19 protein-coding genes are annotated in these 22,279 nt (G+C 68.4%); 12 read left to right on the plus strand and 7 right to left on the minus strand.

What is annotated here, in order from left to right; genetic code table 11:
* The first annotated feature begins 17 nt into the window (after positions 1 to 17).
* Positions 18 to 932 carry a lauroyl acyltransferase gene (locus tag RZV17_RS17775; RefSeq protein ID WP_126946371.1) on the plus strand — a complete coding sequence of 305 codons (915 nt, stop codon included), beginning with the start codon at positions 18 to 20 and terminating at the stop codon, positions 930 to 932.
* Positions 933 to 1,223: 291 nt separating this feature from the next.
* Here RZV17_RS17775 and RZV17_RS17780 read toward each other — a convergent pair whose 3' ends face one another.
* Complete coding sequence (locus RZV17_RS17780) at positions 1,224 to 1,745, minus strand: GNAT family N-acetyltransferase (RefSeq protein ID WP_166749411.1); 522 nt, start codon at positions 1,743 to 1,745, stop codon at positions 1,224 to 1,226.
* A gap of 241 nt (positions 1,746 to 1,986) precedes the next feature.
* Here RZV17_RS17780 and ribA point away from each other — a divergent pair, with 241 nt between their 5' ends.
* From ribA to RZV17_RS17795, 3 genes are all read left to right on the plus strand, one after another.
* On the plus strand, positions 1,987 to 3,120 hold the full coding sequence (gene ribA, locus RZV17_RS17785; protein ID WP_039408488.1) for a GTP cyclohydrolase II RibA: 1,134 nt from the start codon (positions 1,987 to 1,989) through the stop codon (positions 3,118 to 3,120).
* A 105-nt stretch (positions 3,121 to 3,225) separates the two neighbouring features.
* Positions 3,226 to 3,735: a PH domain-containing protein gene (locus RZV17_RS17790; protein WP_355609479.1), complete on the plus strand. Its 510-nt coding sequence runs from the start codon at positions 3,226 to 3,228 to the stop codon at positions 3,733 to 3,735.
* Positions 3,732 to 5,240, plus strand: a complete 1,509-nt coding sequence (locus RZV17_RS17795) for a PH domain-containing protein (protein WP_355605365.1) — start codon at positions 3,732 to 3,734, stop codon at positions 5,238 to 5,240. Before RZV17_RS17790 ends, RZV17_RS17795 begins: the two co-directional genes overlap by 4 nt.
* A gap of 80 nt (positions 5,241 to 5,320) precedes the next feature.
* On the opposite strand, the gene RZV17_RS17800 is transcribed toward RZV17_RS17795, so the two are convergent.
* Positions 5,321 to 6,379, minus strand: a complete 1,059-nt coding sequence (locus RZV17_RS17800) for a CDP-glycerol glycerophosphotransferase family protein (protein WP_355605368.1) — start codon at positions 6,377 to 6,379, stop codon at positions 5,321 to 5,323.
* Here RZV17_RS17800 and RZV17_RS17805 point away from each other — a divergent pair, their 5' ends adjacent.
* Positions 6,380 to 7,204 (plus strand): glycosyltransferase family 2 protein, encoded by an 825-nt coding sequence (locus tag RZV17_RS17805; RefSeq protein WP_166749416.1) that lies wholly within the window; start codon positions 6,380 to 6,382, stop codon positions 7,202 to 7,204. It abuts the gene before it with no gap.
* Between the two features lie 19 nt (positions 7,205 to 7,223).
* Here RZV17_RS17805 and RZV17_RS17810 read toward each other — a convergent pair whose 3' ends face one another.
* From RZV17_RS17810 to def, 5 genes are all read right to left on the minus strand, one after another.
* Complete coding sequence (locus tag RZV17_RS17810) at positions 7,224 to 8,510, minus strand: O-antigen ligase (protein ID WP_355605372.1); 1,287 nt, start codon at positions 8,508 to 8,510, stop codon at positions 7,224 to 7,226.
* 151 nt (positions 8,511 to 8,661) lie between these two features.
* A complete protein-coding gene (locus RZV17_RS17815) occupies positions 8,662 to 10,383 on the minus strand; it encodes a glycosyltransferase family 39 protein (protein ID WP_355605375.1) in 1,722 nt (573 codons plus the stop codon).
* A gap of 48 nt (positions 10,384 to 10,431) precedes the next feature.
* Entirely contained in the window at positions 10,432 to 11,742 is a 1,311-nt protein-coding gene (gene rsmB / locus RZV17_RS17820; RefSeq protein ID WP_355605378.1) for a 16S rRNA (cytosine(967)-C(5))-methyltransferase RsmB, read from the minus strand.
* The gene (gene fmt, locus RZV17_RS17825) at positions 11,742 to 12,665 is read right to left on the minus strand and encodes a methionyl-tRNA formyltransferase (protein ID WP_179456365.1); all 924 of its coding nucleotides are present in this window, start codon (positions 12,663 to 12,665) and stop codon (positions 11,742 to 11,744) included. Before fmt ends, rsmB begins: the two co-directional genes overlap by 1 nt.
* A gap of 391 nt (positions 12,666 to 13,056) precedes the next feature.
* Positions 13,057 to 13,569 carry a peptide deformylase gene (gene def / locus RZV17_RS17830; RefSeq protein ID WP_047694659.1) on the minus strand — a complete coding sequence of 171 codons (513 nt, stop codon included), beginning with the start codon at positions 13,567 to 13,569 and terminating at the stop codon, positions 13,057 to 13,059.
* Positions 13,570 to 13,699: 130 nt separating this feature from the next.
* Here def and RZV17_RS17835 point away from each other — a divergent pair, with 130 nt between their 5' ends.
* The 7 genes from RZV17_RS17835 to RZV17_RS17865 all read left to right on the plus strand — a co-directional run bounded on the left by RZV17_RS17835 (position 13,700) and on the right by RZV17_RS17865 (position 21,893).
* Positions 13,700 to 14,836, plus strand: coding sequence for a LysM peptidoglycan-binding domain-containing protein (locus RZV17_RS17835; protein WP_166752322.1), 1,137 nt, complete (start codon positions 13,700 to 13,702; stop codon positions 14,834 to 14,836).
* 71 nt (positions 14,837 to 14,907) lie between these two features.
* Entirely contained in the window at positions 14,908 to 16,044 is a 1,137-nt protein-coding gene (dprA, locus tag RZV17_RS17840) for a DNA-processing protein DprA (RefSeq protein ID WP_166752323.1), read from the plus strand.
* Between the two features lie 42 nt (positions 16,045 to 16,086).
* On the plus strand, positions 16,087 to 16,560 hold the full coding sequence (locus RZV17_RS17845; protein ID WP_003484452.1) for a DUF494 family protein: 474 nt from the start codon (positions 16,087 to 16,089) through the stop codon (positions 16,558 to 16,560).
* A 40-nt stretch (positions 16,561 to 16,600) separates the two neighbouring features.
* Positions 16,601 to 17,323 (plus strand): pilin, encoded by a 723-nt coding sequence (locus RZV17_RS17850; protein ID WP_179456361.1) that lies wholly within the window; start codon positions 16,601 to 16,603, stop codon positions 17,321 to 17,323.
* A gap of 41 nt (positions 17,324 to 17,364) precedes the next feature.
* On the plus strand, positions 17,365 to 18,642 hold the full coding sequence (locus tag RZV17_RS17855) for an RDD family protein (protein ID WP_355605384.1): 1,278 nt from the start codon (positions 17,365 to 17,367) through the stop codon (positions 18,640 to 18,642).
* Positions 18,643 to 18,825: 183 nt separating this feature from the next.
* Positions 18,826 to 21,321: a DNA topoisomerase I gene (locus RZV17_RS17860; RefSeq protein ID WP_047694650.1), complete on the plus strand. Its 2,496-nt coding sequence runs from the start codon at positions 18,826 to 18,828 to the stop codon at positions 21,319 to 21,321.
* Positions 21,322 to 21,329: 8 nt separating this feature from the next.
* Positions 21,330 to 21,893, plus strand: a complete 564-nt coding sequence (locus tag RZV17_RS17865; protein ID WP_355605387.1) for a Sua5/YciO/YrdC/YwlC family protein — start codon at positions 21,330 to 21,332, stop codon at positions 21,891 to 21,893.
* Positions 21,894 to 22,279 lie beyond the last annotated feature (386 nt).

The raw sequence follows: 22,279 nt of genomic DNA on the forward strand, positions 1-22,279 counted from the left end.
TGTTTAGAATTGCGCGGATGACACCTGATCTTCGCGCTCGCCTGCTGTATGCCACCGCCGCCACCGTGGGCCGCCTGCCCTGGCCGCTGCTCAAACGCGTGGCCGATACGCTGGCCTGGAGCTGGCGCAAGCTCAATGCACGCGAGGCGCGCGTGGCATGGCGCAACCTGGAGCTGGCGTACCCGGAGTTGAGCGCGGCACAGCGCGCGCAGCTGCATGCACAGGTCCTGCAATCGACCGCACGCCAGACCCTGGAAGTGCTGCGCACCTGGACCCGCCCGCCGGCAGACAACCTGGCGCGTCTGCAGCGCAATGGCCAGGAGCTCTACGACGCAGCCCTGGCCTCCGGCCGCGGGGTGATCGTGGCCGCGCCACACTTCGGCAACTGGGAGCTGCTCAACCAGTGGCTGTCCGAACGCGGGCCGATCGCGATTGTCTACCGGCCGCCGGAGTCCGAGGCGGTGGACGGCTTCCTGCAGCTGGCACGCGGCGGCGACAACGTGCGCCAGGTGCGCGCCGAAGGCCCGGCCGTGCGGCAGTTGTTCAAGGTGCTCAAGGACGGCGGCGCGGTCGGCATCCTGCCCGACCAGCAGCCGAAGATGGGCGACGGCGTGTTTGCGCCGTTCTTCGGCATGCAGGCGCTGACCATGACCCTGGTCAACCGGTTGGCCGAACGCACCGGCGCCACGGTGCTGTACGGCTGGTGCGAGCGCGCCGGCGACGACCTGCAGTTTGCGTTGCATGTGCAGCCGGCCGACCCGGCCGTGGCCGACCCGGACCCGGTGCGCGCCGCCAGCGCGCTCAATGCCGGCATCGAACAGATCGCCCGGCGCGACCCGGCGCAATATCAATGGACCTACAAGCGCTACACGCTGCGCCCGCCGGGCAGTGGCGAAGCCAATCCCTACGCGACCGAGCGGCATCCGCATTAGGCCATCGATCGCCAGTGGCCACTCGCCTTGCGAGACGGGCGCCGGTGCTGCCTGCACACCCGTCCCCATCGGCGCCCGGGCCGTCCCGGCGGCGGGGCACAGCTGCCGGGCGTGGATGGCGACGTTGTGCCACATGCCGTGCAGCCACCGAAACGACGCTGCAATCGGGTCCGGCGCATCACGCGTCCTGCGGCCCCGCACGCGCAGGCGAACGCGCCACGACGCGCTCGTCCATCAACCGCTTACGGCAGGTTCGCGCGCAGAACGTGTCACGCCGCATCACCACCACGCTCAATCGTCGTGCGGGTCCGCTGGCGTGGCCAGGATGCGCTGATAGAAGGCCAGATCCAGCCAGCGCCCGAACTTGAAGCCGGCCTCGCGCACGGTGCCGGCGTGGGTGAAGCCGAACTGTTCGTGCAAGGCGATGCTGGCCTGGTTGCTGGCATCGATGCCGCCCACCAGCACATGCACGCCGCGCTGCTCGGCCGCGGCGATCAGGGCCTGCAGCAGCGTGCGCCCCAGCCCCTTGCCGCGATGGTCCTGGTGCACGTAGATCGAGTGCTCGACGCTGTATTTGAACGCCGGCCAGGCGCGGAAGGTGCCGTAACTGGCAAACCCCATCAAGGTGCCGTCGTCGTCTTCCACGCCGATCACCGGGAACCCGCCGGCGCGCTTGGTGGCGAACCAGCCGACCATGCTCTCCGGTGGCCGTGGCCGGTAGTCGTACAGCGCGGTCGAATGGGCGATGGCCTCGTTGAAGATGTCCAGAATCGCACTGGCATGACGCGCTTCGCTGCAGTCGATAAGACGCATGGGATCTGCTGGGCTGAAAGATCGCCCGATTAGAAAGCATTGCCGGGCGCTGAACAACGCGGCCGGTGCGCAACCAACCGGCACCCGCGTGGTCACTCATGCGCGGCCGCTGGATGCAGCGTTCCAGCCGGCGGTGGCAACTGGCGGCGGCGAACCACGCGACAATGGCGCCATGCGTCCGGTCGCGGCGCGGCGGCGTCCGCCTTGAAGCGGCCGTGGCAATCCCCATCTGGAGTCGTGCATGAGCAGCCCCGTCCCCTCCCCCAGCGCACAGGCCTTCGGCGATCCGGCGGCGATCCGCTGCGAGCGCGCCGCATCCGAACTGCGCGCCGGCCGGCCGGTGCTGCTGACCGCCGCAGGCGGGCGGTCGCGTGCGGTGCTGGCGCTGGACAGCAGCACGGCGCAGTCGTACGCCGCCTTCGCACGCGCCGCGCAGGGCCGCCACTATCTGTTTGTCACCCCGACCCGCGCCCAGGTGCTGGGGCTGACCGCGCCGCAGGGCGCACGGGTTGCGCTGGCTGACCAGAGCTACGACCAGCTGGCCGCGCTGGCCTATCTGCGCGACACCCCGGTGCCGACACAGTGGACCGCCGGCGATGCGCTGGATGCCGGTGGCGCGGAGATCGCGCGGCTGGGTTTGCTGCTGCCGGCCATGCTGGCGGTGGAGCTGCGCGATGTGCACGACCATGCCGCCTTCGCCGGCTGCCAGTCGCTGGCCCTGGACGATCTGGGCAGCGGTTGCGCCACAGCGGCCGCCGCCGGCTTCGAGCTGGTCACCCGCACCCCGGTGCCGCTGCGCGGCCTGGGCATGAGCGAATTTGTGGTGTTCCGCGGCGGCGTGGCGCAGCGCGACCAGGTGGCGATCGTGGTCGGCCAGCCGGATCTGACCGCCGCCGTACCGGTGCGCGTGCATTCCTCCTGTCTTACCGGCGACCTGTTCGGCTCGCTCAAATGCGACTGCGGCGACCAGCTGCGGCACGGGCTGGCCAAGCTCAAGGACCTGGGCGGCGGTGTGCTGCTGTATCTGGACCAGGAAGGCCGCGGAACCGGCATTGCCGCCAAGATGCGCGCCTACGGCTATCAACACGCCGGGCTGGACACCATCGACGCCGACGCGCAACTGGGCTTTGGCCCGGACGAGCGCCGCTACGGCAGTGCGGTGGCGATGTTGCGCGGCCTGGGCATCGGCCGGATCCGGCTGCTGACCAACAACCCGGCCAAGGCCGAGCGCCTGCGCGCAGCCGGCATCGCCGTGGAGGACCGCATTCCGGTCACCGGCGACATCACGCCGGAAAACGAACACTACCTGCGCACCAAGGCCACCCGTGCCGGCCATGCGCTGGATGTGGATGCGCTGATCCTGGCGGCGCAGTAGCGCGCCCGGCGCCGGGTGCGCCTGCACTCGGCGCCCGGCTATGCTTGCGAACCGCTTCTGCAGGCCCGCCTCGTGCACGACGTTCCACCGCCGCACCCCGACATCCTGGTCCCCGACGCGCCTGCCCAGCTTGCGGCCGCGGACCACGCGCAGTGGCAGCAACTGCCGCGGCGTGGCGCTTATGTGGCGGCGGCCAACGGTGTGCTCGGCGGCGGATGTGCCGGTTTGATTGCCACCGGCGTTGCGCTCACCGCGCTGCATGCCTGGCGCTATTGGCCGGTGGTGCCGGGCGTGATGCTGGTGCTCGCGTTGCTGTGCGCGTGGCTGGCGGTCAAACGGCATCGGCTCACGCTGTGGAAACTCGACCAGCATGGTCTGGCGCTGCAACGTGGCCACCTGTGGCAAAGCGATACGCGGGTGCCGATCTCGCGCGTGCAGCACGTGGACCTGCGCCGCGGCCCGATCGAACGCGCCACCCGGCTGACCACGCTGGTGGTACACACCGCCGGCAGCCGGCTCAACGCCGTGGCGGTGTCCGGGCTGGATCAGGCCGATGCCGAACAGCTGCGCGACCGCCTGGCCCGCCAGCTCGATCACCACGACGACGCGCTGTGAGCGCAGTGCAGCGCTCCGGCGATGACGAGCAGCGCCTGCATCCGCTGTCGTGGGTGTTCGTGCTGCTGCAGCAGATCCGCCAGTTCCTGATCCCGCTGGTGGCACTGATCGTGTTCGGCAGCCGCGATGGCAGCCGCGACGTTGCCGACCACATCGCCACCGGCGTGGTGATGGCCGTGCTGGTGGCGATCTCGGTGCTGCGCTATTTCACCTATCGCTACCGCATCGGCGAAGACAGCGTGGCGATCCGCAGCGGGCTGCTGGAGCGCAGCCGGCGCGATATTCCGTTCGCGCGCATCCATAACGTGGTGGTGCATCAGTCGCTGCTGCATCGGCTGGCCGGGGTGGCCGAAGTGCGGCTGGAGTCGGCGGGCGGGCACAAGCCGGAAGCGGAAATGCGCGTGCTGCGGCTGGATCAGGCCCTGGCCCTGGAAGACCTGATCCGCCGCCGTGCGCAGCACCCGGATACTACGCAGGCGCAAATGCAGGCGCAGGACCGCAGCACCCTGCTACGTCTGCCGATGGCCGAAGTGATTCGCCTGGGCCTGATCTCCAACCGCGGCATGGTGGTGGTGGCCGCCAGTATCGGTGTGATCTACCAGATGATTCCGCGCCGCGTGGCCTCCACGTTCATCGAGACCAATGGCGAACTGGCCTATCGCTACGTCAGTCAGGTCCATCCGGGCGCAGCAGTCACCGCCACGCTGGTGGTGATCGCCATGCTGGCCGTGTTGCTGGCCATGCGCGCGCTCTCGGTGGCGCTGGCGATAACGCAATACCACGGCTTTCATCTCAGCGAATCGGAGCGGCGCCTGACCGTGGAGCGTGGTCTGCTGACGCGCATCCGCAGCAGCGTGGCATTACGGCGCATCCAGTCGTGGACGCTGTACGAAAGCCGTCTGCACCGGCTGTTTGGCCGCCGCCAGTTGCGTGTGGACACCGCGGTGTCCGGCACCGGCGACACCCACGACAGCGCGCTCAAGGAACTGGCACCCATCGCCCCACCGCAGCGCTGCGACGCCTTGCTGCAGCGCCTGTTGCCCGATATCGCCTGGCCGCCGCAGCAGTGGCAGGCCGTTGCCACCCATTGCTGGTGGCGCCTGAGCCTGCCCACGGTGCTGATGCTGGTGCCGCTGGTGGCCACGCTGGCATGGCAGATCGGCAGCCAGGCCGCATGGTTGCTGCTCTGGCTGCCGTGGAGCGGGTTCAAGGCGTATCGCCAGGTGCAGCGCATGGGCTATGCGGTGGACACGCGCTATGTGGCGGTGCGTGGCGGCTGGTGGAAACGCTGGTGGCGGCTGGCCGAACTGGACAAGCTGCAGGCGCTGCAATTGCGGCGTTCGCCGCTGGACCGGCTGACCGGCACCGCCACGCTGTGGCTGGATACCGCCGGTGCCAGCGCCACCGGCCCGGCGTTGCGGCTGCGCTTTGTGCCACTGGCGCAGGCGCAACGGCTGCAGGGGCAACTGGCCGCCGCACTGGCACGTCGCACGCTGCGCTGGTGAGTTGGGAATCGGGATTGCGATTGGGATTGGGTGAGGTGCTGGTTGGCAGCGGTATCTCGTCAACGCGCAACTAGCAGCGATCAGCGTTGCGCCGGGCCCCAGTATCCGAGCTCGCGGCGGATCTGCAGGCCGCGCCACACTGCGCCCAGCGGCTTGCGCCGCAGTGGACCGAGCTTGCCAGCGATGAAGTCCTCGGTCGCTGCAATCACCCGCTCTGACGATTGCCCGTCGCGGTACGGATGGATCGCATCGGCATAACTGGCCAGCGCACTGCGCAGCGCCGCATCCGGCGCCAACGCGCGCGCCAGCTGCTGCGGCAATTGCCCGGGCTGCTGGAAGTTCAGCATATGCGGCTGCGGCACGCGGTTGCGGAAGGTCACCACCGGTTTGTGCTGCACCACGAACTCGGACACGATCGACGAGGTATCGGACACCAGCACATCGGCCGCACGCTGCGCGGCAATCACCTCTTCGGGCTCGACGAACCGCGCGTTCGCACCGGCCAGCGCGCGATAGCGGTCGAACAGCTCCGGCGCGCATTTGGGATGCAGGGTGAGCAGCCAGTAGTGCGCACCGCGCACGATGTCGGCGGCGATCTCCTCGTAGAGCACCGGTGCTGCGCTGAGGCGCTCGGTGAAGGTGGAACCGAACAGCAGCACAGGGCGGCCATTGGCCGGCGCACGCAGCGCGGCGCTGTGCCCGCCATCGTCGCGGAACACCGGGTCGAGCTTGGGCCAGCCAGTTTCGGCCACGGCAAAATGCCCTTCGCGCTCGGCCAGTGCGCGAAACGGCGCGGTGGTGGCGGGGCCTTGCGTGCAATACAGATCGAACAGCCCGCGCACACGGAAGTGGCCGCGGTTGTCTTCGCGTTTCTGCACGTTGAAGCCATGGAACAGCTGCACCTTGGCACCGGCGATGAATGGCGGCACCCAGTTGGCCGCGCTGAACACCGCGCGCGGGCGCAAGGCCAGCGCATCGCGCAGTCCGACCTCACGCACCCCCGGCAGCACCAGCCCGCGGGCACCGCCTTCGTACCAGGCCGCCACGGTGTCGCCGCGGGCCTGTAATGCCTGCGCCAATGGCGCCAGAATAGGCAACGCGTAACGCTCCGTTGCGAACAGCAGGTAATCGGCCATCACATGTCCTCTTCGACCGCACCCGACGAACGGCCTCGCATCAGCGCCTGCATTATCGCGTTCAACGAGGCCGATCGCCTACGCGACTGTCTGACCTCGCTGGCGTTCTGCGATGAGATCGTGGTGGTGGATTCCGGCTCCACCGATGCCACTGCGGCCATTGCCGGCGCGCACGGTGCGCGCGTGGTGCAACGCGCCTTCGATGGCTACCGCAGCCAGAAGGCGTATTGCGTGCAGCAGGCCAGCCACGACTGGGTGCTGTGCCTGGATGCGGACGAGCGCATCAGCGAGCGCTTGCGCGCATCGATCATCGCCGCACGCGATGCCGGGTTTCCTGCTGCTGCCGGTTACCGCTTCGCGCGGCTGTCGGACTATTTCGGCCGCTTCCTGCGGCATGGCAACGCGTATCCGGACCGGGTGCTGCGCCTGTTCGACCGACGCCGCGGCGGCTGGCGCGGCAAGCGCGAGATCCACGAGGCGGCCAGCGTGGATGGTGCAGTGATCACGTTGCCCGGCGACCTGATCCACTACCCCTATCGCTCCTTGATGCAGCAGCTGTCCAAGACCCAGCGCTACGCACAGATGATGGCCGAGCACGATTACGCGCGCGGCAAGCGCGCCACCTGGAGCAAGCTGGTGCTGGCGCCGGCGTGGCGCTTCTGGCGCGGCTATCTGCTGCGCGGCGGCTTCCGCGACGGCTGGCACGGGCTGATCTACGCTTATGTGCGCGCCAACTACGTGCGCCAGAAGACCATCATGCTGTGGCTGTTGCAGCACCAGCAGCCGGTGCAGGACCCGCCACGCGCAGCGGAACCGCGCGGCGACTGAGTGCGCGGGCGCTGCCGGATCACACCCCGTTACGGGTGACCTGCAATCCCGGCGCGGCCTGCTGCGCCTGGCGCGCTGCCAGCCCCGCCAGCACGCCCACCATCGCGGTATAGAAACTGGCCGCCACCTGGTGCGCGAACATCGACTGGGTCAGCCCGCACATCACGTAGCTGATCACGAACATCACCCCGGCCGCGGCTGGTCCGCGGAACTGCACCTGCCCACTGCGCCGATGCAGGCGCACGAACAGCCACAGCGGCACGCCGTAGACCGCAATCAGCAACAGCAACCCGGGCACGCCCTGGGTGGCGCCCCACTCGGCCAGGTCGTTGTGCGCATGGCCCAGATGGCAACGAAACAGGGCGTTGTCGGCTGCGCACGCCGGCAACTCATGCATCGCATCGTCGAAACGGCCAACGCCGACGCCGGCGAGCGGATGCGCACGCAAGGTGTCCCAGGCCACGTGCAGGCGTTCGATGCGCGCACCGGCCGACGAATCGCTGTCGCCGACCTCATAACGCTGCAGATCGCGCTGCAACTCTCCCACGCGCATCTGGTCGGTCAAGGCGGGCACGCTGGCGATCACACCCACGGCCACGACCGCCCCGCCGACGAAGGTGAGCAGGCGTATGCGTGCGCTGTGCCAGGGCGCGCCCCAGATCAGGACGCCCACGGTTGCCAGCAAGGCCAGCCAGACCCCGCGACTGCCGCTGAGTACGATCACCACCACCGTGGCGATGGCCGCGCCCACCAGCCAGCGCACGGCGCCGGTGGGCCGGCAGAACGCCACCACCACCAGCAGCATCATTGCGATGTCGGCAAAGACAATGGCGTTGGTGAAGCCTTCGGCGCGGTCGGCGCCACGCATCACCTGCACGATCGCGATCACCATGGCCGCCGCCAAGCCGGCCAGCGCGCCGCGCCACAGCCAGATCTGGCGCGGCTGCAAGGCATAGGCCCACAACGCCGCCCACGGCAGTACCAGAAAGCGCGAACGGTTGCCTACATCGCGCAGGCCATGCTCGAACAAGGCGATCGACAGCAGCGACATCGCAATCACCGCCACCGTCAGCCATCCCAGCGTACGCAAGGTCACATCACGCGCGGCGATGCCGCCCCGCAGGCTGCGCCACCCCAGCAACGACCCAAGCAGCAGGCACAGGCCGAACGGCAACAGGCCGCTGGGCATGCTCACCACCAGGGCGGTGAGCGCAAACACGCCCAGCTCGGCCATCCCCACCCCCGCCCGTGATACGACGGGCGCAGTGATGTCACGCGAGGCAGGCGGGGTGTGCAAGGAAGTCATCGACAGATCGGCAGCAAAAGGGAGGTGGAACAGGCAGGGGGCGTCAGCGACGCCGGCCAAGCTAACGATGCGGCGCATGAATCCCTGCTAGACGGGCACCGGCGCGCGCATTGACGCAGCGCCTGCCGCACGGGCCGCGGGCATGCGCGCCTCACTCGACGTCCAGGTTGCCCTGCTCCTTTTCTTCGACCGCCTTCTCGGTGGAGCTGGCCACGCAGTCGCCCTGCACCGCATCGGCCGGCACCAGCCACCAGCGGCGGCGATTGGCCACGCCGACCAGTTGGCTGCGGCTGCGATCCACGCAGCCCAGCAAGGCGGTCTCCTGCACCATCAGCCAGCGCTGGCCCGGTTGCGCGGCCTGCCAGGCCACGCCGCGGCGCAGCTGTTCTTCCCACGGCACCTTGAAGCCGAAGGTCTGTGCCGGGCGGTCGGCCATCAGCAGGTTCTGCTCCTTCCAGGCCACCAGGCCGAGCTGTGCGTCCGGGCCGATGCGCCGGCCAACCTCGCGCATCACCGAACCGGCCGAACTGGAGTCGTTGAAGACGGGGTAGCAGACCAACCCGAACGCCACCCACCACGCGCCCAGCAGCGAGGCGGCCGCCAGCGCGGAGCGGCGCACGCGCAACAGCAGCAGGCTGGCCACGCCCCAACCGCCGACTGCCAGCAGCAGCCAGCCCAGCGGGTCGGTCGCTTCGCTGCCGACACCGCGGCTGTCCATGATCTTCTGCTCGAACCCCGGATGCCCGATCAGCATCGCCGCCCCACCCGCAGCAAAGGCCACCGTCAGCAGCACCACGAAGCCGAACAACAGCCGCTGCACGCCGGCCCGGCGCAGCAGCCCCGCTGCCAACGGCGCCAGCGCCAGGCAGAACATCGGCAGCGCCGGCAGGATGTAGACATCGCGCTTGCCGCTGGGAATGGTGAAGAACACCAGCACCAGCAGCCACCACGCCAGCGGCAGCAGATAACGCGCATCGCGTCGCCGCAACCGCCGCCGCCACGCCGGCACCGCCCACGGCAGCAGCAGGATGGTCGGCAGCCACATCGTGGCCATGCTCTGCAGGTGGTACCACACCGGCTGCGCATGGTCCCAGGAGCTGGCGTAGCGCTTGGCGGTCTGGCGCAGCAGGATGTCGTTGAGATACACGCGGTATTCGGGCTGGCCGGCAGTCAGCGCGGTGACCATCATGGGCACGAACCACAGCAAGATCGCCACGAAGAAGAACAGCGGCCCGAGCCAGAAGCGGCGGTCGCGCACATGCACGCGCACGCCCGGCCAGCCGCGCGCTGCGGCAATCCCGGCCGGGATCAGCATCAGCAGCGCGATGATGCCCACGCCCTTGGTGATCACCCCCAGCCCGGCGGCGAACCAGCCCAGCGTCCACCAGCGCCAGGCCGGGCCCATCAGCAGATGCCGCAGCAAGCCGTAATTGGCCAGGGTGATCCATAACACCACCAGCGGGTCGATCTGCGCCTTCTTTGCCTGGAAGGTGAAGTGCAGCGTGAACAACAGCATCCACGCCGCGTAAGCACCCACCCGCCGCGTCCACAACCGCCGGCCCAGGTCATAGACGCAGGCCAGGGTGCCCAGCGCCGCGAGCAGCGACGGCAGCAGAAACGCCACCCGCCAGTTGCCCAGCAGCGTGTAGAACAGCGCCTGCAGCCACATCAGCATGGGCGGCTTGTCCGAGTACAACTCGTTGCCGCGGTGCGGGAACAGCCAGTCCCCGCTCATCACCATCTGCTTGGCGACCAGGGCAAAGCGTGGCTCGTCCGACGGCCACGGGTCACGCAATCCGAGGCCGGCACCGATCACCAGCACAGCGGTGATGGCCAGCAGCCAGAAATCCTTCGAGGCACGGGTCTTGAGCATGGCGGGCAGCAGCGGGATGCGGGAGGGGGCGCCGGAACCGGCGCGCGATCAGGAGGCTTTTAGCAAACGTGCGTAGAAGAACCCGTCGCAGTGCTGCTCGCCGGGGAAGCGCTGCCGCCCCGGCCCCGCCGCGTGGCCGAACTGCGCCCCCAGCGGCTGTGCCTGTGCATCGGGCGTGCGCTGCATGAAGGCGTCGATCTGCGCCTGGTTTTCGCGCGCCAGCAGCGAGCAGGTGGTGTAGAGCAGTTGCCCGCCCGGCCGCAAGGTACGCCAGCTCGCATCCAGCAGGCGTGCCTGCAGCGCACACAGCGCATCGATGTCGTCGGCCCGGCGATGCAGCAGCACGTCCGGCTGACGGCGCACCACCCCGGTAGCCGAACACGGCGCATCCAGCAGCACCGCATCGAACGGCTGGCCGTCCCACCATGCGTCCGTATCGGCCGCGTCGGCCGCGTGCAATGCCACCTGCGCCGTCGGCACGGTGCGCTGCAGGGTCTGCTGCACGCGCTCCAGGCGGCGCGCATCCACGTCCAGCGCGGTGAGCTGCAGCGCCGGGTGCCGTTCCAGCAGATGCGCCGCCTTGCCACCGGGTGCGGCGCAGGCATCGAGCACGCGCGCCGATGGCGCCAGCGGCAACGCATCGGCCACCTGCTGCGCCGACCCGTCCTGCACCGAGACCTCGCCTTGGGCAAAGCCGGGCAACTGGCTGACCGGCACGGCCGTGGACAGGCGCACCGCATCCGGCAGCACCGGGTCGGCCTGCGCGGCGATGCCCGCGTCGGTCAGACGTGCCACATAGGTGGCCGGGTCGGTGCGCCCGCGATGGACCCGCAGCCACATCGGCGCCATCTGCGCGCTGGCGGTAAAAACGGCTTCGGCACGCTCGCCCCAGTCCGCGCGCAACTGCTTGCGCAGCCACGACGGCCAGCCGGCGTCGTCGGCCACCGCCGGAAATCCTTCGCGCTGGGCGCGCCGCAAGATCGCGTTGACCATGCCGGCCTGACGGGGCCGGCCCAGCGCGCGGCACGCCTCCACGGTGGCCGACAACGCCGCATGCGCGGGCAGCTGCAGCACATCGAGTTGCGCAAAGCCGGCCATCAGCAACGCCTTGAGTTCGGCATCGCGGGGCGGCAACGGACGTTCCAGCCATTGCCGCAACGCCACGTCATACGCCGGGCGCCGGCGAATGACCGCAAAGCAGATCGCCTCCACCAGCGCGCGATCACGTGGATCGGCCACGCCGGGCAAGGTGGCGGCCAGCTCGGCCTTCAACGAGCGGCCCTGGTCGAATACCGCCGTCAGCACGCGCGCCGCAGCCAGGCGCGAGCCAACGCCCGCCGCCACCGTATCGGCCGACATCAGCGCAGCGCCGGCAGGTCGCGGCGCGCGTTGAGGTAATCGGCGGCGGTAATCGCCTTGCCGCCCTCACGCTGCAACACGCGCACCCGCAGCGCGCCCTGCCCGCAGGCGATGTCGATACCCTGCTTGCTGGCGGCCAGCAGGGTGCCCGGCGGCTGTTGATGCGCCAGCTCCAGCGCCACCGCGCCATGCAGGCGCACCCGCTCGCCGGCCAGGACCGCCTCGGCCACCGGCCACGGGTTGAACGCGCGCACGCGCCGCGCCAGTTCCTGCGCCGGCTGCGCCCAGTCCAGCCGCGCCTGCGCCTTGTCCAGCTTGTGCGCATAGGTCACGCCCTCGGCCGGCTGCGGTTGCGCCACCGGACGGATGCCGGCGCGCAACAGACCCAGGCCGTCGGCCAGCACCTGCGCGCCCAGCGCAGCCAGGCGGTCGTGCAGCTGCCCGCCGGTTTCCTGCTCGCCGATCTCGATACGTTGCGACAACAGCACCGGGCCGGTATCCAGGCCGGCTTCCATCTGCATCAGGCACACACCGGTTTCGGTATCGCCGGCCTCGATGGCGCGCTGGATCGGCGCGGCGCCACGCCAGCGCGGCAACAGCGAGGCGTGCACGTTCCAGCAGCCATGGGTCGGCGCGGCCAGTACCGCCTTGGGCAGGATCAGCCCATACGCCACCACCACCATCAGGTCCGCATCGAGCCCGCGCAGCGTGGCCAGCGCCTCGGGCGAGCGCAGGGTCTGCGGCTGGTAGACCGGGATGCCGCGCGCGATCGCTTCCAGCTTGACTGGTGAGGGGGTCAGCCCGCGCCCGCGCCCGGCCGGCCGATCCGGCTGGGTGTAGACCGCCACCACTTCATGCCGCTGCGCGGCCGCGCGCAAGGAGGCGACAGCGAAGTCCGGTGTACCGGCGAAGATAATTCTCATAGGGCGGGGATTCGGGATTTGGGATTCGGGATTGGCAACGGCGGGGGTGCTGGCCGGGGCGGGAGTAGCGTGGAGCTGAAAGGCGCAGAGCGGGATTTACGCTGGAAGATTTGGCAAACCGGCGCCGGAGCCCGCGTGCCCCATCATCGATCGGGTGCGCTGAGAAGCGGGAATTGCATCCGGGACTCGAAGCCCGTAATAGGCAGCGGCTTGGCGGTCACGAATCCGCGCCCGAGGTTTCAAGGCCAACCCCCCGGGACTTGCCGCAATGGCAATGTGCCGGCATAGCCCTCAGATCGCACCGAGATCAGCGCTCAACGATTTGAAACCAGCCGGCTCACAGGCGTGCAAAAACCCGCCTTTACCAATCCCCAATCCCGAATCCCAGCCCTCAAGCCACATGCTTGCGCTGTTTGGCCAGCTTCTTGCGCACCATCTCGCGCTTGAGCGGAGACAGATAGTCCACGAACAGCTTGCCGTCCAGGTGGTCCATCTCGTGCTGGATGCACACCGCCAGCAGGCCGTCGGTGCTGAGCTCCTGTGCCTTGCCGTCGCGGTCCAGGTAACGCACGGTGATCGCATCGGCGCGGCTGACATCGGCGAAGATGCCCGGCACCGACAGGCAGCCTTCCTGGTACACCTGTTCGCCCTGGCGGGTGGCGATTTCAGGATTGATGAACACCTGCGGGGCGTTCTTCTCTTCGCTGACGTCGATCACCATGAAGCGCTTGTGCACGTCCACCTGACTGGCGGCCAGGCCGATGCCGGGCGCCTCGTACATGGTCTGGAACATGTCGTCGAGCAAGGTCTGGAACGCCGGGCTGGTGACCTCGGCCGCATCGACCGGCACGGCCTTGGTACGCAGCCGCGGATCGGGAAATTCGAGAATAGGGAGCAAAGCCATGGGGTTACCCGTCTGGGACACCGGCGCGGCGCCGGCAAGACGGTGTCATTCTAGCGCAATGCTTGCGTGGCGCCCCGGTTTCTGGACTATAGTGCGCGGACCTGTTGGGGAATCAGGCAAGAAGGCACTCATGTTGAACCGACTTCGTACGGTCGTCGCTGCGGCGATGCTGACCGTCGCGACCTACGCTGCCGCGCAAGCGGTGGGCGAGCATCCAGATACCTATGTGGTCCGCAAGGGCGATACCTTGTGGGACATCGCCGGGCGTTTCCTGCAAAAACCATGGCTGTGGCCGGAAATCTGGCAGGCCAATCCGCAGATCCAGAATCCGCACCTGATCTATCCCGGCGACGTGATCAGCCTGGCCTATCTGGATCGCGTCGGCAAAGGCACCATCCAGCCCGGCCCGCGCCAGGAAGCACCGATCAACGCCATTCCGCTGGCCGACGTCGAGCCGTTCCTGAAGAACCTGCGCGTGGTCGACGACTTCGATCAGCTGCCCTACGTGGTGGGCCTGGAAGGCGGCCGCACGCGCGCCACCACCGGCCAGATCGCTTACGTGGTCGGCCTGGAAAACGCGCAGCCGGGCCAGCGCTTTGCGGTGGTTCGCCCCACCGTGAAGTTCAGCCTGCCCAAGCACAACGAAGACCTGGACATGGCGGGCAACATCACCGCCGGCTCCGGCAACATCTGGAAGAACTTCATCGCGCCGAGCAAGCGCCGCGAGTTCCTCGGTTATGAGCTGGCGCAGGTCAACGTCGGCACCATCACCCGCAGCGCGGCAGGCGGCAATTCCAAGGCGGCAACCCTGCTGTTGCAGGACAGCGGCCGCGAAGTGCGCGCCGGCGATCGCATCGTCGCGGTCGAAGCACAGCCCTACGATCTGCAGTTCATCCCGCACCCGCCGTCCGAACAGGCGCTGCAGACCGAACTGCGCGTGCTGGCCATCTCCGACGCCTTCATCGTCGGCGGCACCCGCGACGTGATCGCCATCTCCGGCGGCGCCCGCGAAGGCATCAACAACGGCACCGTGTTCTCGATCTGGCGCAAGGGCCGCACGGTCAGCGACCGCGTCAAGCACGCGCGCTTCTCGCGGACCGATGACGATTTCAGCGGCCCGTCCGGCTCCACCGTCGGCCTGCCCGACGAATACGCCTCGCACGCGATGGTGTTCCGCACCTTCGACAAGGTCAGCTATGCGCTGGTGATGGAAAGCGTCAAGCCGACCGGCCTGGGGTATTTCGTCAAGCATCCCGACGCGCAGTAAGCGAAAATTCCGATGCATCAACGCGACGGCGCCCGAGGGCGCCGTCGTCGTTTGCGGCCTAGCCTGAATGCATGGCCCTGACTGCTCCCGACCTGCGCGCCCTGCTGATCCTGCTGCTGGCAGGCGGCCGTAGCCCACCGCGAAAGGCATTGCTGACAACCTTCGCGTCGGCGGCCCAGATGCTGGCAGCCGGGCCCGAGGCGTGGCGCTCCGCCGGCTGCGACGAGGTGCAATCGCAGCGCCTGCACGCACCCGACCAGCAGGCGCTGGATGCGGCGCTGCACTGGTGCACACAGCCCGGGCACCACCTGATCGGCTGGCACGATCCGGACTACCCGGCCCTGCTGCGTCATATCGCCAATCCGCCCATGGCCCTGTTCGTGGACGGCGACCCCAACGCGCTCTGGCACCCGGGCGTGGCCGTGGTGGGCAGCCGCTCGGCCACCGCCGCCGGCCGCGACCATACCCGCGCGTTCGCCTCCAGCCTGGCAGGCGCCGGGCTGAGCATCGTCAGCGGCATGGCCGCAGGCGTGGACGCGATCGCACACGAGGCCGCGCTGGCCCACCGCGAAGCCATCACCGTGGCAGTGGTCGGCACCGGCACCGACGTGGCCTATCCCGAGCGGCACCACGGTTTGCGCGATCGCATCGCCGCACGTGGCGCGGTGGTCAGCGAATACCTGCCGGGCACCGGCCCGGTGGCGGCGCACTTTCCGGCCCGCAACCGGATCATCGCCGGGCTGGCCCTGGGCACGCTGGTGGTGGAAGCGGCGATGCGCTCCGGCGCCCTGATCACCGCACGCCTGGCGGCAGAAGCCGGCCGCGAGGTGTTCGCCCTGCCCGGCTCGCTGCACAACCCGCTCGCCCGCGGCTGCCACCACCTGATCCGCCAGGGCGCCACGCTCGCGCAGGAACCGGCCCAGGTCATCGACGGGCTGGGCCTGCTGTCGGGCGAATTGGCCAGCGCCTTGCGCGAACGCCTGAGCGCCCCCACTCAGGAGGCCAGACCAGTGCGCACCGCCACTTCCGTGCGCTCGGACCCGGACTACCAGCGCTTGTGGCAGGCGCTGGGCCACGACCCAACCCCTATGGATTCCCTGGTGCAGCGCACCGGATTGACGGCCGCCGCGCTGTCCTCCATGCTGCTCATCATGGAACTGGAGGGAGACGTGGTCACCGAGCACGGTCGCTATACCCGCAATCCTTAGTTTCTTCACCTCCACAGCGTCGCGCGACGCAGGCCGAGGGCAATGAAAGAGAGCATTCTCGATGTACTGCTGTACCTGTTCGAACATTACTTCAGCGAAGACGCGGACCTGGTCCGTGACCGTGACTCGCTACAAAATGGCCTGATCCAGGCCGGTTTCAGCCCCGCAGAAATCAGCAAGGCCTTCGATTGGCTGGACGCGCTCTCCGAGCAGCGGCCCAGCGTCGCGCGCCCGCATGTCGACGGGCCGGTGCGGATCTATCACGGGCCGGAGCTGGACAAGCTCGATGTGGACTGCCGTGGGTTCCTGCTGTTCCTCGAGCAACACCGCATTCTCGATGCCGATCAGCGCGAGCTGGTGCTGGACCGCGCCATGGCGCTGGACCAGGACGAGCTGGACCTGGACGACCTCAAATGGGTGGTTCTGATGGTGCTGTTCAACCAGCCCGGCGCTGAAGCGGCCTATGCCTGGATGGAAACCCAGATGTTCCTGGACGAGCCTGAACCCGTACACTGAGCCTTGAAACCGCCACGGACGTGCGTGCAGGGGAACGGGGATGCGCAGTTGGTATTACGCCGATGGCAATCGCCATCGGCACGGGCCGGTGGCCGAAGACGCCTTGCTGGGTCTGTATCGCGATCACCTGATCGCCCTGGATACCTTGGTCTGGCGCGAAGGGATGGACCAGTGGCTACCCTTGTCCGCCTGTGCCGACACCCTTGGCCCGCCAATTTCCACTGATGTGCGTGCGGCATCGGTTCCGCCGCCATTGCCGCCCGCTGCGGCGCACGCTCCGCCGACTCATGCGCCCGCACCGCCTCTGCACCCACGCGGCAATACCACTGGCTGGCCGTTGATTGCAGTGCTGGGTGCGGTGGCCGGCGTCTTCGTCGTGGTCGGCGTGATCGGTATCCTTGCCGCGATCGCGTTCCCGGCCTACAACGACTATCTCAACCGCGCCAGGGTGGCCGAGGCGATTGGCGAGTTGGCACCGTTAAAGCCGCAGATCGCCGAATTTCTTGCGAGCGAAGGCCGCTGCCCGGTCAACGACGACGCTGGCTTCAAGCCACCCGAGCAGTACGCGAGCGAGCGCTTGAGCAGCGTGCGCATCGGCCGTTTCGAGACGACCGAGTGCGGCATCGAAGCGGTCATCCACGCGCCCAAGTCGGCCAGAATCGACGGCAAGGCGCTGTGGCTGGATCTGGATGCGGATGCCGGGAGCTGGAACTGCAGTTCCGAGATCGACGACGCCCAACTTCCGCCGCATTGCCGCGGCTGACCGCCTGCAGCACGCCAATGGCTACACGTTAAGGGGACGACATGACGCAGTGGTATTACGCCGACGCACAGCGGCAACGCCAGGGACCGGTGGACACGGACACGCTTGCCGCGCGCCTGTCGCAGGGCATCATCGACCGCTCCAGCCTGGTCTGGCGCGAAGGCCTGCCGCAATGGGTGGCCCTGCATGAGGTCGCCGCCGAACTGGGCCTCGACGGCACGGGGCCTGCGGTGCCCGAGGCCGTCGGGCCGCCGCGCGTGGAAATACCGACCGATGCACCGCTGTCGGCCGCCGATAGCGCCGACGGCGTGCCTGGCACGGCGTCGCCCGTCGCGGCCCGGCCGATCAATGACCTCGCTGCCACGTCATCGCCCGCGCAGACGGCCGTTGCCGACGCCAGCGGCAGCGCCGCCGCTGATGCCGCCGTGGCCACCGGTCTTGCCGGTCAATCTCCCTCGGTCGATTCCCCAGACCACCCGCCACGCGACCACGCCCCATCACCGGGCCGGCCGGCATGGTCTGCCCCGCCGGCAGACGCCATTACCCCACCGCAAGCCTCGGGCCCGAGCCTGAGCGAGACCGCCGGAGCGGCTTCGGCACCCGGAAACGCACCGGCAAGTGCGACGACGACGCTTCCCGGCGCCTGGGGTGACCCGGCCCTCGCCGCGCCCGCGGCAAGCGGTGCACTGCAGGATGCGCCGGTCGTCTACGCCGGCCTGTGGCGGCGCGTGGCCGCCAGCATCCTCGACAGCCTGATCACCACCTTCGCGGTGTACCTGATCGTGATCCCGCTGGTGTTCGTGGTGGCGCTGATGACCACCCGCGGCGACTCCGGTTCGGCCCTGGACGACGGTAGCGCGCTCGGCATTGCGATCCTGGTGATGTCCTACGGCATCGGCCTGGCCATTCCCACGCTGTACTTTGCCTGGATGCAGTCCAGCCGGTTGCAGGCCAGCCTGGGCAAGCTCGCCTGTGGCATCAAGGTGGTGCGTGCCGACAGCAACGGTGGCCGGGTCGGGTTCTGGCGCAACGTGCTGCGGTACCTGGCCTACATGCTGATCAGCGTCCTGACCTTGGGGATCGGCGCGATCGTGGCGGCCTTCATGGCCGGCATGACCCAGCGCAAACAGACCCCGCACGACAAGATCTGCGACACCTTGGTGGTGGACCGCTGGGCCTTCACCGACCGCCCGGAGCTGCAGTCGCGGGGCCTGGACACGGTCACGATCGTGGTGCTGGCCATTTATGCGGTGCTGCTGGTGCTCTCCATCGTGGTCGTCGCGATCATGTTGGCAACCATCGGAATGAGCCAGAGCTAGCAGTTCGCCGCGCCAGGCGCTTGACACGGCGGCGTCCGCCGTGATCTTTCTAATAAGACGACTGAACGCCCGGGAGTACTCCCCGGGCGTTAACGTGTGGGAAACGGCCGATCTGCTTCCCTCGACCGGCCAATTAGGCCACGCTACCCGCCCCCCCGGGCTCTGCCCCAAGAAGTTGCCACCATGCCCAAGCACCTGCTCATCGTCGAATCGCCCGCCAAGGCCAAGACGATCAATAAATACCTCGGCAAGGACTTCACCGTCCTGGCCTCGTATGGGCACGTGCGCGACCTCGTCCCCAAGGAGGGCGCGGTCGATCCGGACAACGGCTTTGCGATGCGTTACGACCTGATCGAGAAGAACGAGAAGCATGTCGAGGCCATCGCGCGCGCCGCCAAGGGCGCCGACGACATCTTCCTGGCGACCGACCCGGACCGCGAGGGCGAGGCGATCAGCTGGCACATCGCCGAGATCCTGAAAGAGCGCGGCCTGCTCAAGGACAAGCCGATGCAGCGGGTGGTGTTCACCGAGATCACACCGCGCGCGATCAAGGAAGCGATGCTCAAGCCGCGCGCGATCGCCGCCGACCTGGTGGATGCGCAGCAGGCCCGTCGCGCGCTGGACTATCTGGTGGGCTTCAACCTGTCGCCGGTGCTGTGGCGCAAGGTGCAGCGCGGGCTCTCTGCCGGCCGCGTACAGTCGCCTGCCCTGCGCATGATCGTCGAGCGCGAAGAAGAGATCGAAGCCTTCATCCCGCGCGAATACTGGTCCATCGATGCGCACTGCCGGCATCCCTCGCAAGCGTTCAACGCGCGACTGATCAAGCTGGACGGACAGAAGTTCGAGCAGTTCACCGTCACCGACGGCGACACCGCCGAAGCGGCGCGCCTGCGCATCCAGCAGGCCGCGCAAGGCGTGCTGCATGTGACCGACGTGGCCAGCAAGGAGCGCAAGCGCCGCCCTGCCCCGCCGTTCACCACGTCCACGCTGCAGCAGGAAGCTTCGCGCAAGCTCGGCTTCACCACCCGCAAGACCATGCAGGTGGCGCAGAAGTTGTACGAAGGCGTGGCGCTGGGCGATGAAGGCTCGGTCGGCCTGATCAGCTATATGCGTACCGACTCGGTAAACCTGTCGCAGGACGCACTGGCGGAAATCCGCGATGTGATCGCGCGCGATTTCGGCACTGCCTCGCTGCCGGACCAGCCCAACGCCTACACCACCAAATCCAAGAACGCGCAGGAAGCCCACGAAGCGGTGCGCCCGACCTCGGCGTTGCGCACACCGGCCCAGGTAGCGCGCTTTTTGTCCGACGACGAGCGCCGCCTGTACGAATTGATCTGGCGCCGCGCGGTGGCCTGCCAGATGATTCCGGCCACGCTCAACACCGTCAGCGTGGACCTGTCGGCCGGCAGCGAGCACGTGTTCCGTGCCAGCGGCACCACCGTGGTGGTGCCGGGCTTTCTGGCGGTCTACGAAGAAGGCAAGGACACCAAGAGCAGCGAGGACGAGGACGAAGGCCGCAAGCTGCCGCTGATGAAGGCCGGCGACAACATCCCGCTGGACCGCATCGTCACCGACCAGCACTTCACCCAGCCGCCGCCGCGCTTCACCGAAGCGGCACTGGTCAAGGCGCTGGAGGAATACGGCATCGGCCGTCCGTCCACCTACGCCTCGATCATCCAGACCCTGCAGTTCCGCAAGTACGTGGAAATGGAAGGCCGTAGCTTCCGCCCGACCGACGTGGGCCGGGCGGTGTCCAAGTTCCTGTCCGGGCACTTCACCCGCTACGTGGATTACGACTTCACCGCTAATCTGGAAGACGATCTGGATGCGGTGTCGCGCGGTGAAGCCGAATGGATCCCGTTGATGGAGAAGTTCTGGGGCCCGTTCAAGGAACTGGTCGAAGACAAGAAGGATTCGCTGGACAAGACCGACGCCGGCAGCGTGCGCGTGCTCGGCACCGACCCGGTCAGCGGCAAAGAGGTGAGTGCGCGCATCGGCCGCTTCGGTCCGATGGTGCAGATCGGCACCGTCGAAGACGAAGAAAAGCCGACGTTCGCGTCGCTGCGTCCGGGGCAGAGCATCTACTCGATCTCGATCGAGGATGCGCTGGAACTGTTCAAGATGCCGCGCGCGCTGGGCCAGGACAAAGATCAAGACGTCAGCGTCGGCATCGGCCGTTTCGGTCCGTTTGCGCGCCGTGGCAGCGTGTACGCCTCGCTGAAGAAAGAGGACGACCCGTACACCATCGATCTGGAACGCGCGGTATTCCTGATCGAAGAGAAGGAAGAGATCGCGCGCAACCGCGTGATCAAGGAATTCGAGGGCAGCGACATCCAGGTACTCAACGGCCGCTTCGGCCCGTACATCAGCGATGGCAAGCTCAATGGCAAAATCCCGAAGGAGCGCGAGCCGTCGTCGTTGACGCTCGCCGAGGTGCAGCAACTGCTGGCCGATACCGGCAAGCCGGTGCGCAAGGGCTTTGGCGCCAAGAAGGCCACGCTGAAGAAGAATGCGGTCAAGGATTCAGCCAAGGAAGCGAAGGACGCCGCCAAGAAGACCACGGTCAAGAAAACCGCCACCAAGACGGCAGCGAAGAAAGCGCCGGCCAAGAAGACCGCCGCCAAAAAAGCGGCCAAGCGCGTGGTCAAGAAAACCGTGAGCAAGGCGGCAGGCTGAGGCAGCGCATGGACCACACGCTGAGCCCGGACAGCGCAGTCGCTACCCTGCAACGGGGCGGCGTGATCGCCTACCCGACCGAAGCGGTCTGGGGCCTGGGCTGCGACCCGGCACAGGAAGCGGCGGTGCTGCGGCTGCTGGAGATCAAGCGGCGCCCCGTCGACAAGGGCGTGATCGTGGTGGCGTCCGCCATCGAGCGGCTGTACGACTGGATCGATCTCGATGCGCTGGCGCCAGCGCGCCGGCAGGACGTGCTGGCCAGCTGGCCCGGCCCGCATACCTGGATCCTGCCGGTCACGCCCCGCGCGCCGCGCTGGGTCACCGGCACGCACGACGGGCTGGCCGTGCGCATCAGCGCGCATCCGGTGGTGGCTGCGCTGTGCGCGGCCTGGGGCGGCCCGCTGGTGTCCACCAGCGCCAACCTGGCAGGCGAGCCCCCCGCGCGCAGCCGCGAGGCCCTGGACCCGGCCCTGCTGGCGACCATCGACGGCGTGGTGGCCGGCGATGTCGGCGGGCAGGCGCAGCCCACCCAGATCCGCGACGCACGGACCGGCCAGGTGCTGCGCGACTGAGCCACCGCCGGCCGAACAAGCCGGCGTCATGGTCCACTGAAAGCGCCCGTCTGGCGGTTGCTGCTCGCTGCCATGCAGGTCTGCATCAGGCGCGCGCCTGGCCCGGAGGCCTGTCCTCGCCGTGTTCGGTCCCCACGCCCCTCTTCGGTCTTCGACGGCTGTGCCCGCATGCAACGGAGCCAGCCAGCTGCGCCTGATCGGCACGTCCGCGGTAACGACCCGGCGCGGCAGGCCCTGAGCTCTCGGCAGGGTATCGATCAACGAGCGGTCTCCTGGAGCGGCCGGGTTCCGCCACAAGCAGCACCCGGGCACCTGCTGCAGTGCCCAGCCAGGCAAGCTCATCGCCTTGAGTGACGCTGCCATGCCGCGGCGCGACGGCGTCGCAG

It is taken from the genome of Xanthomonas cannabis (genome assembly GCF_040616535.1).
GTDB lineage: Bacteria > Pseudomonadota > Gammaproteobacteria > Xanthomonadales > Xanthomonadaceae > Xanthomonas > Xanthomonas cannabis.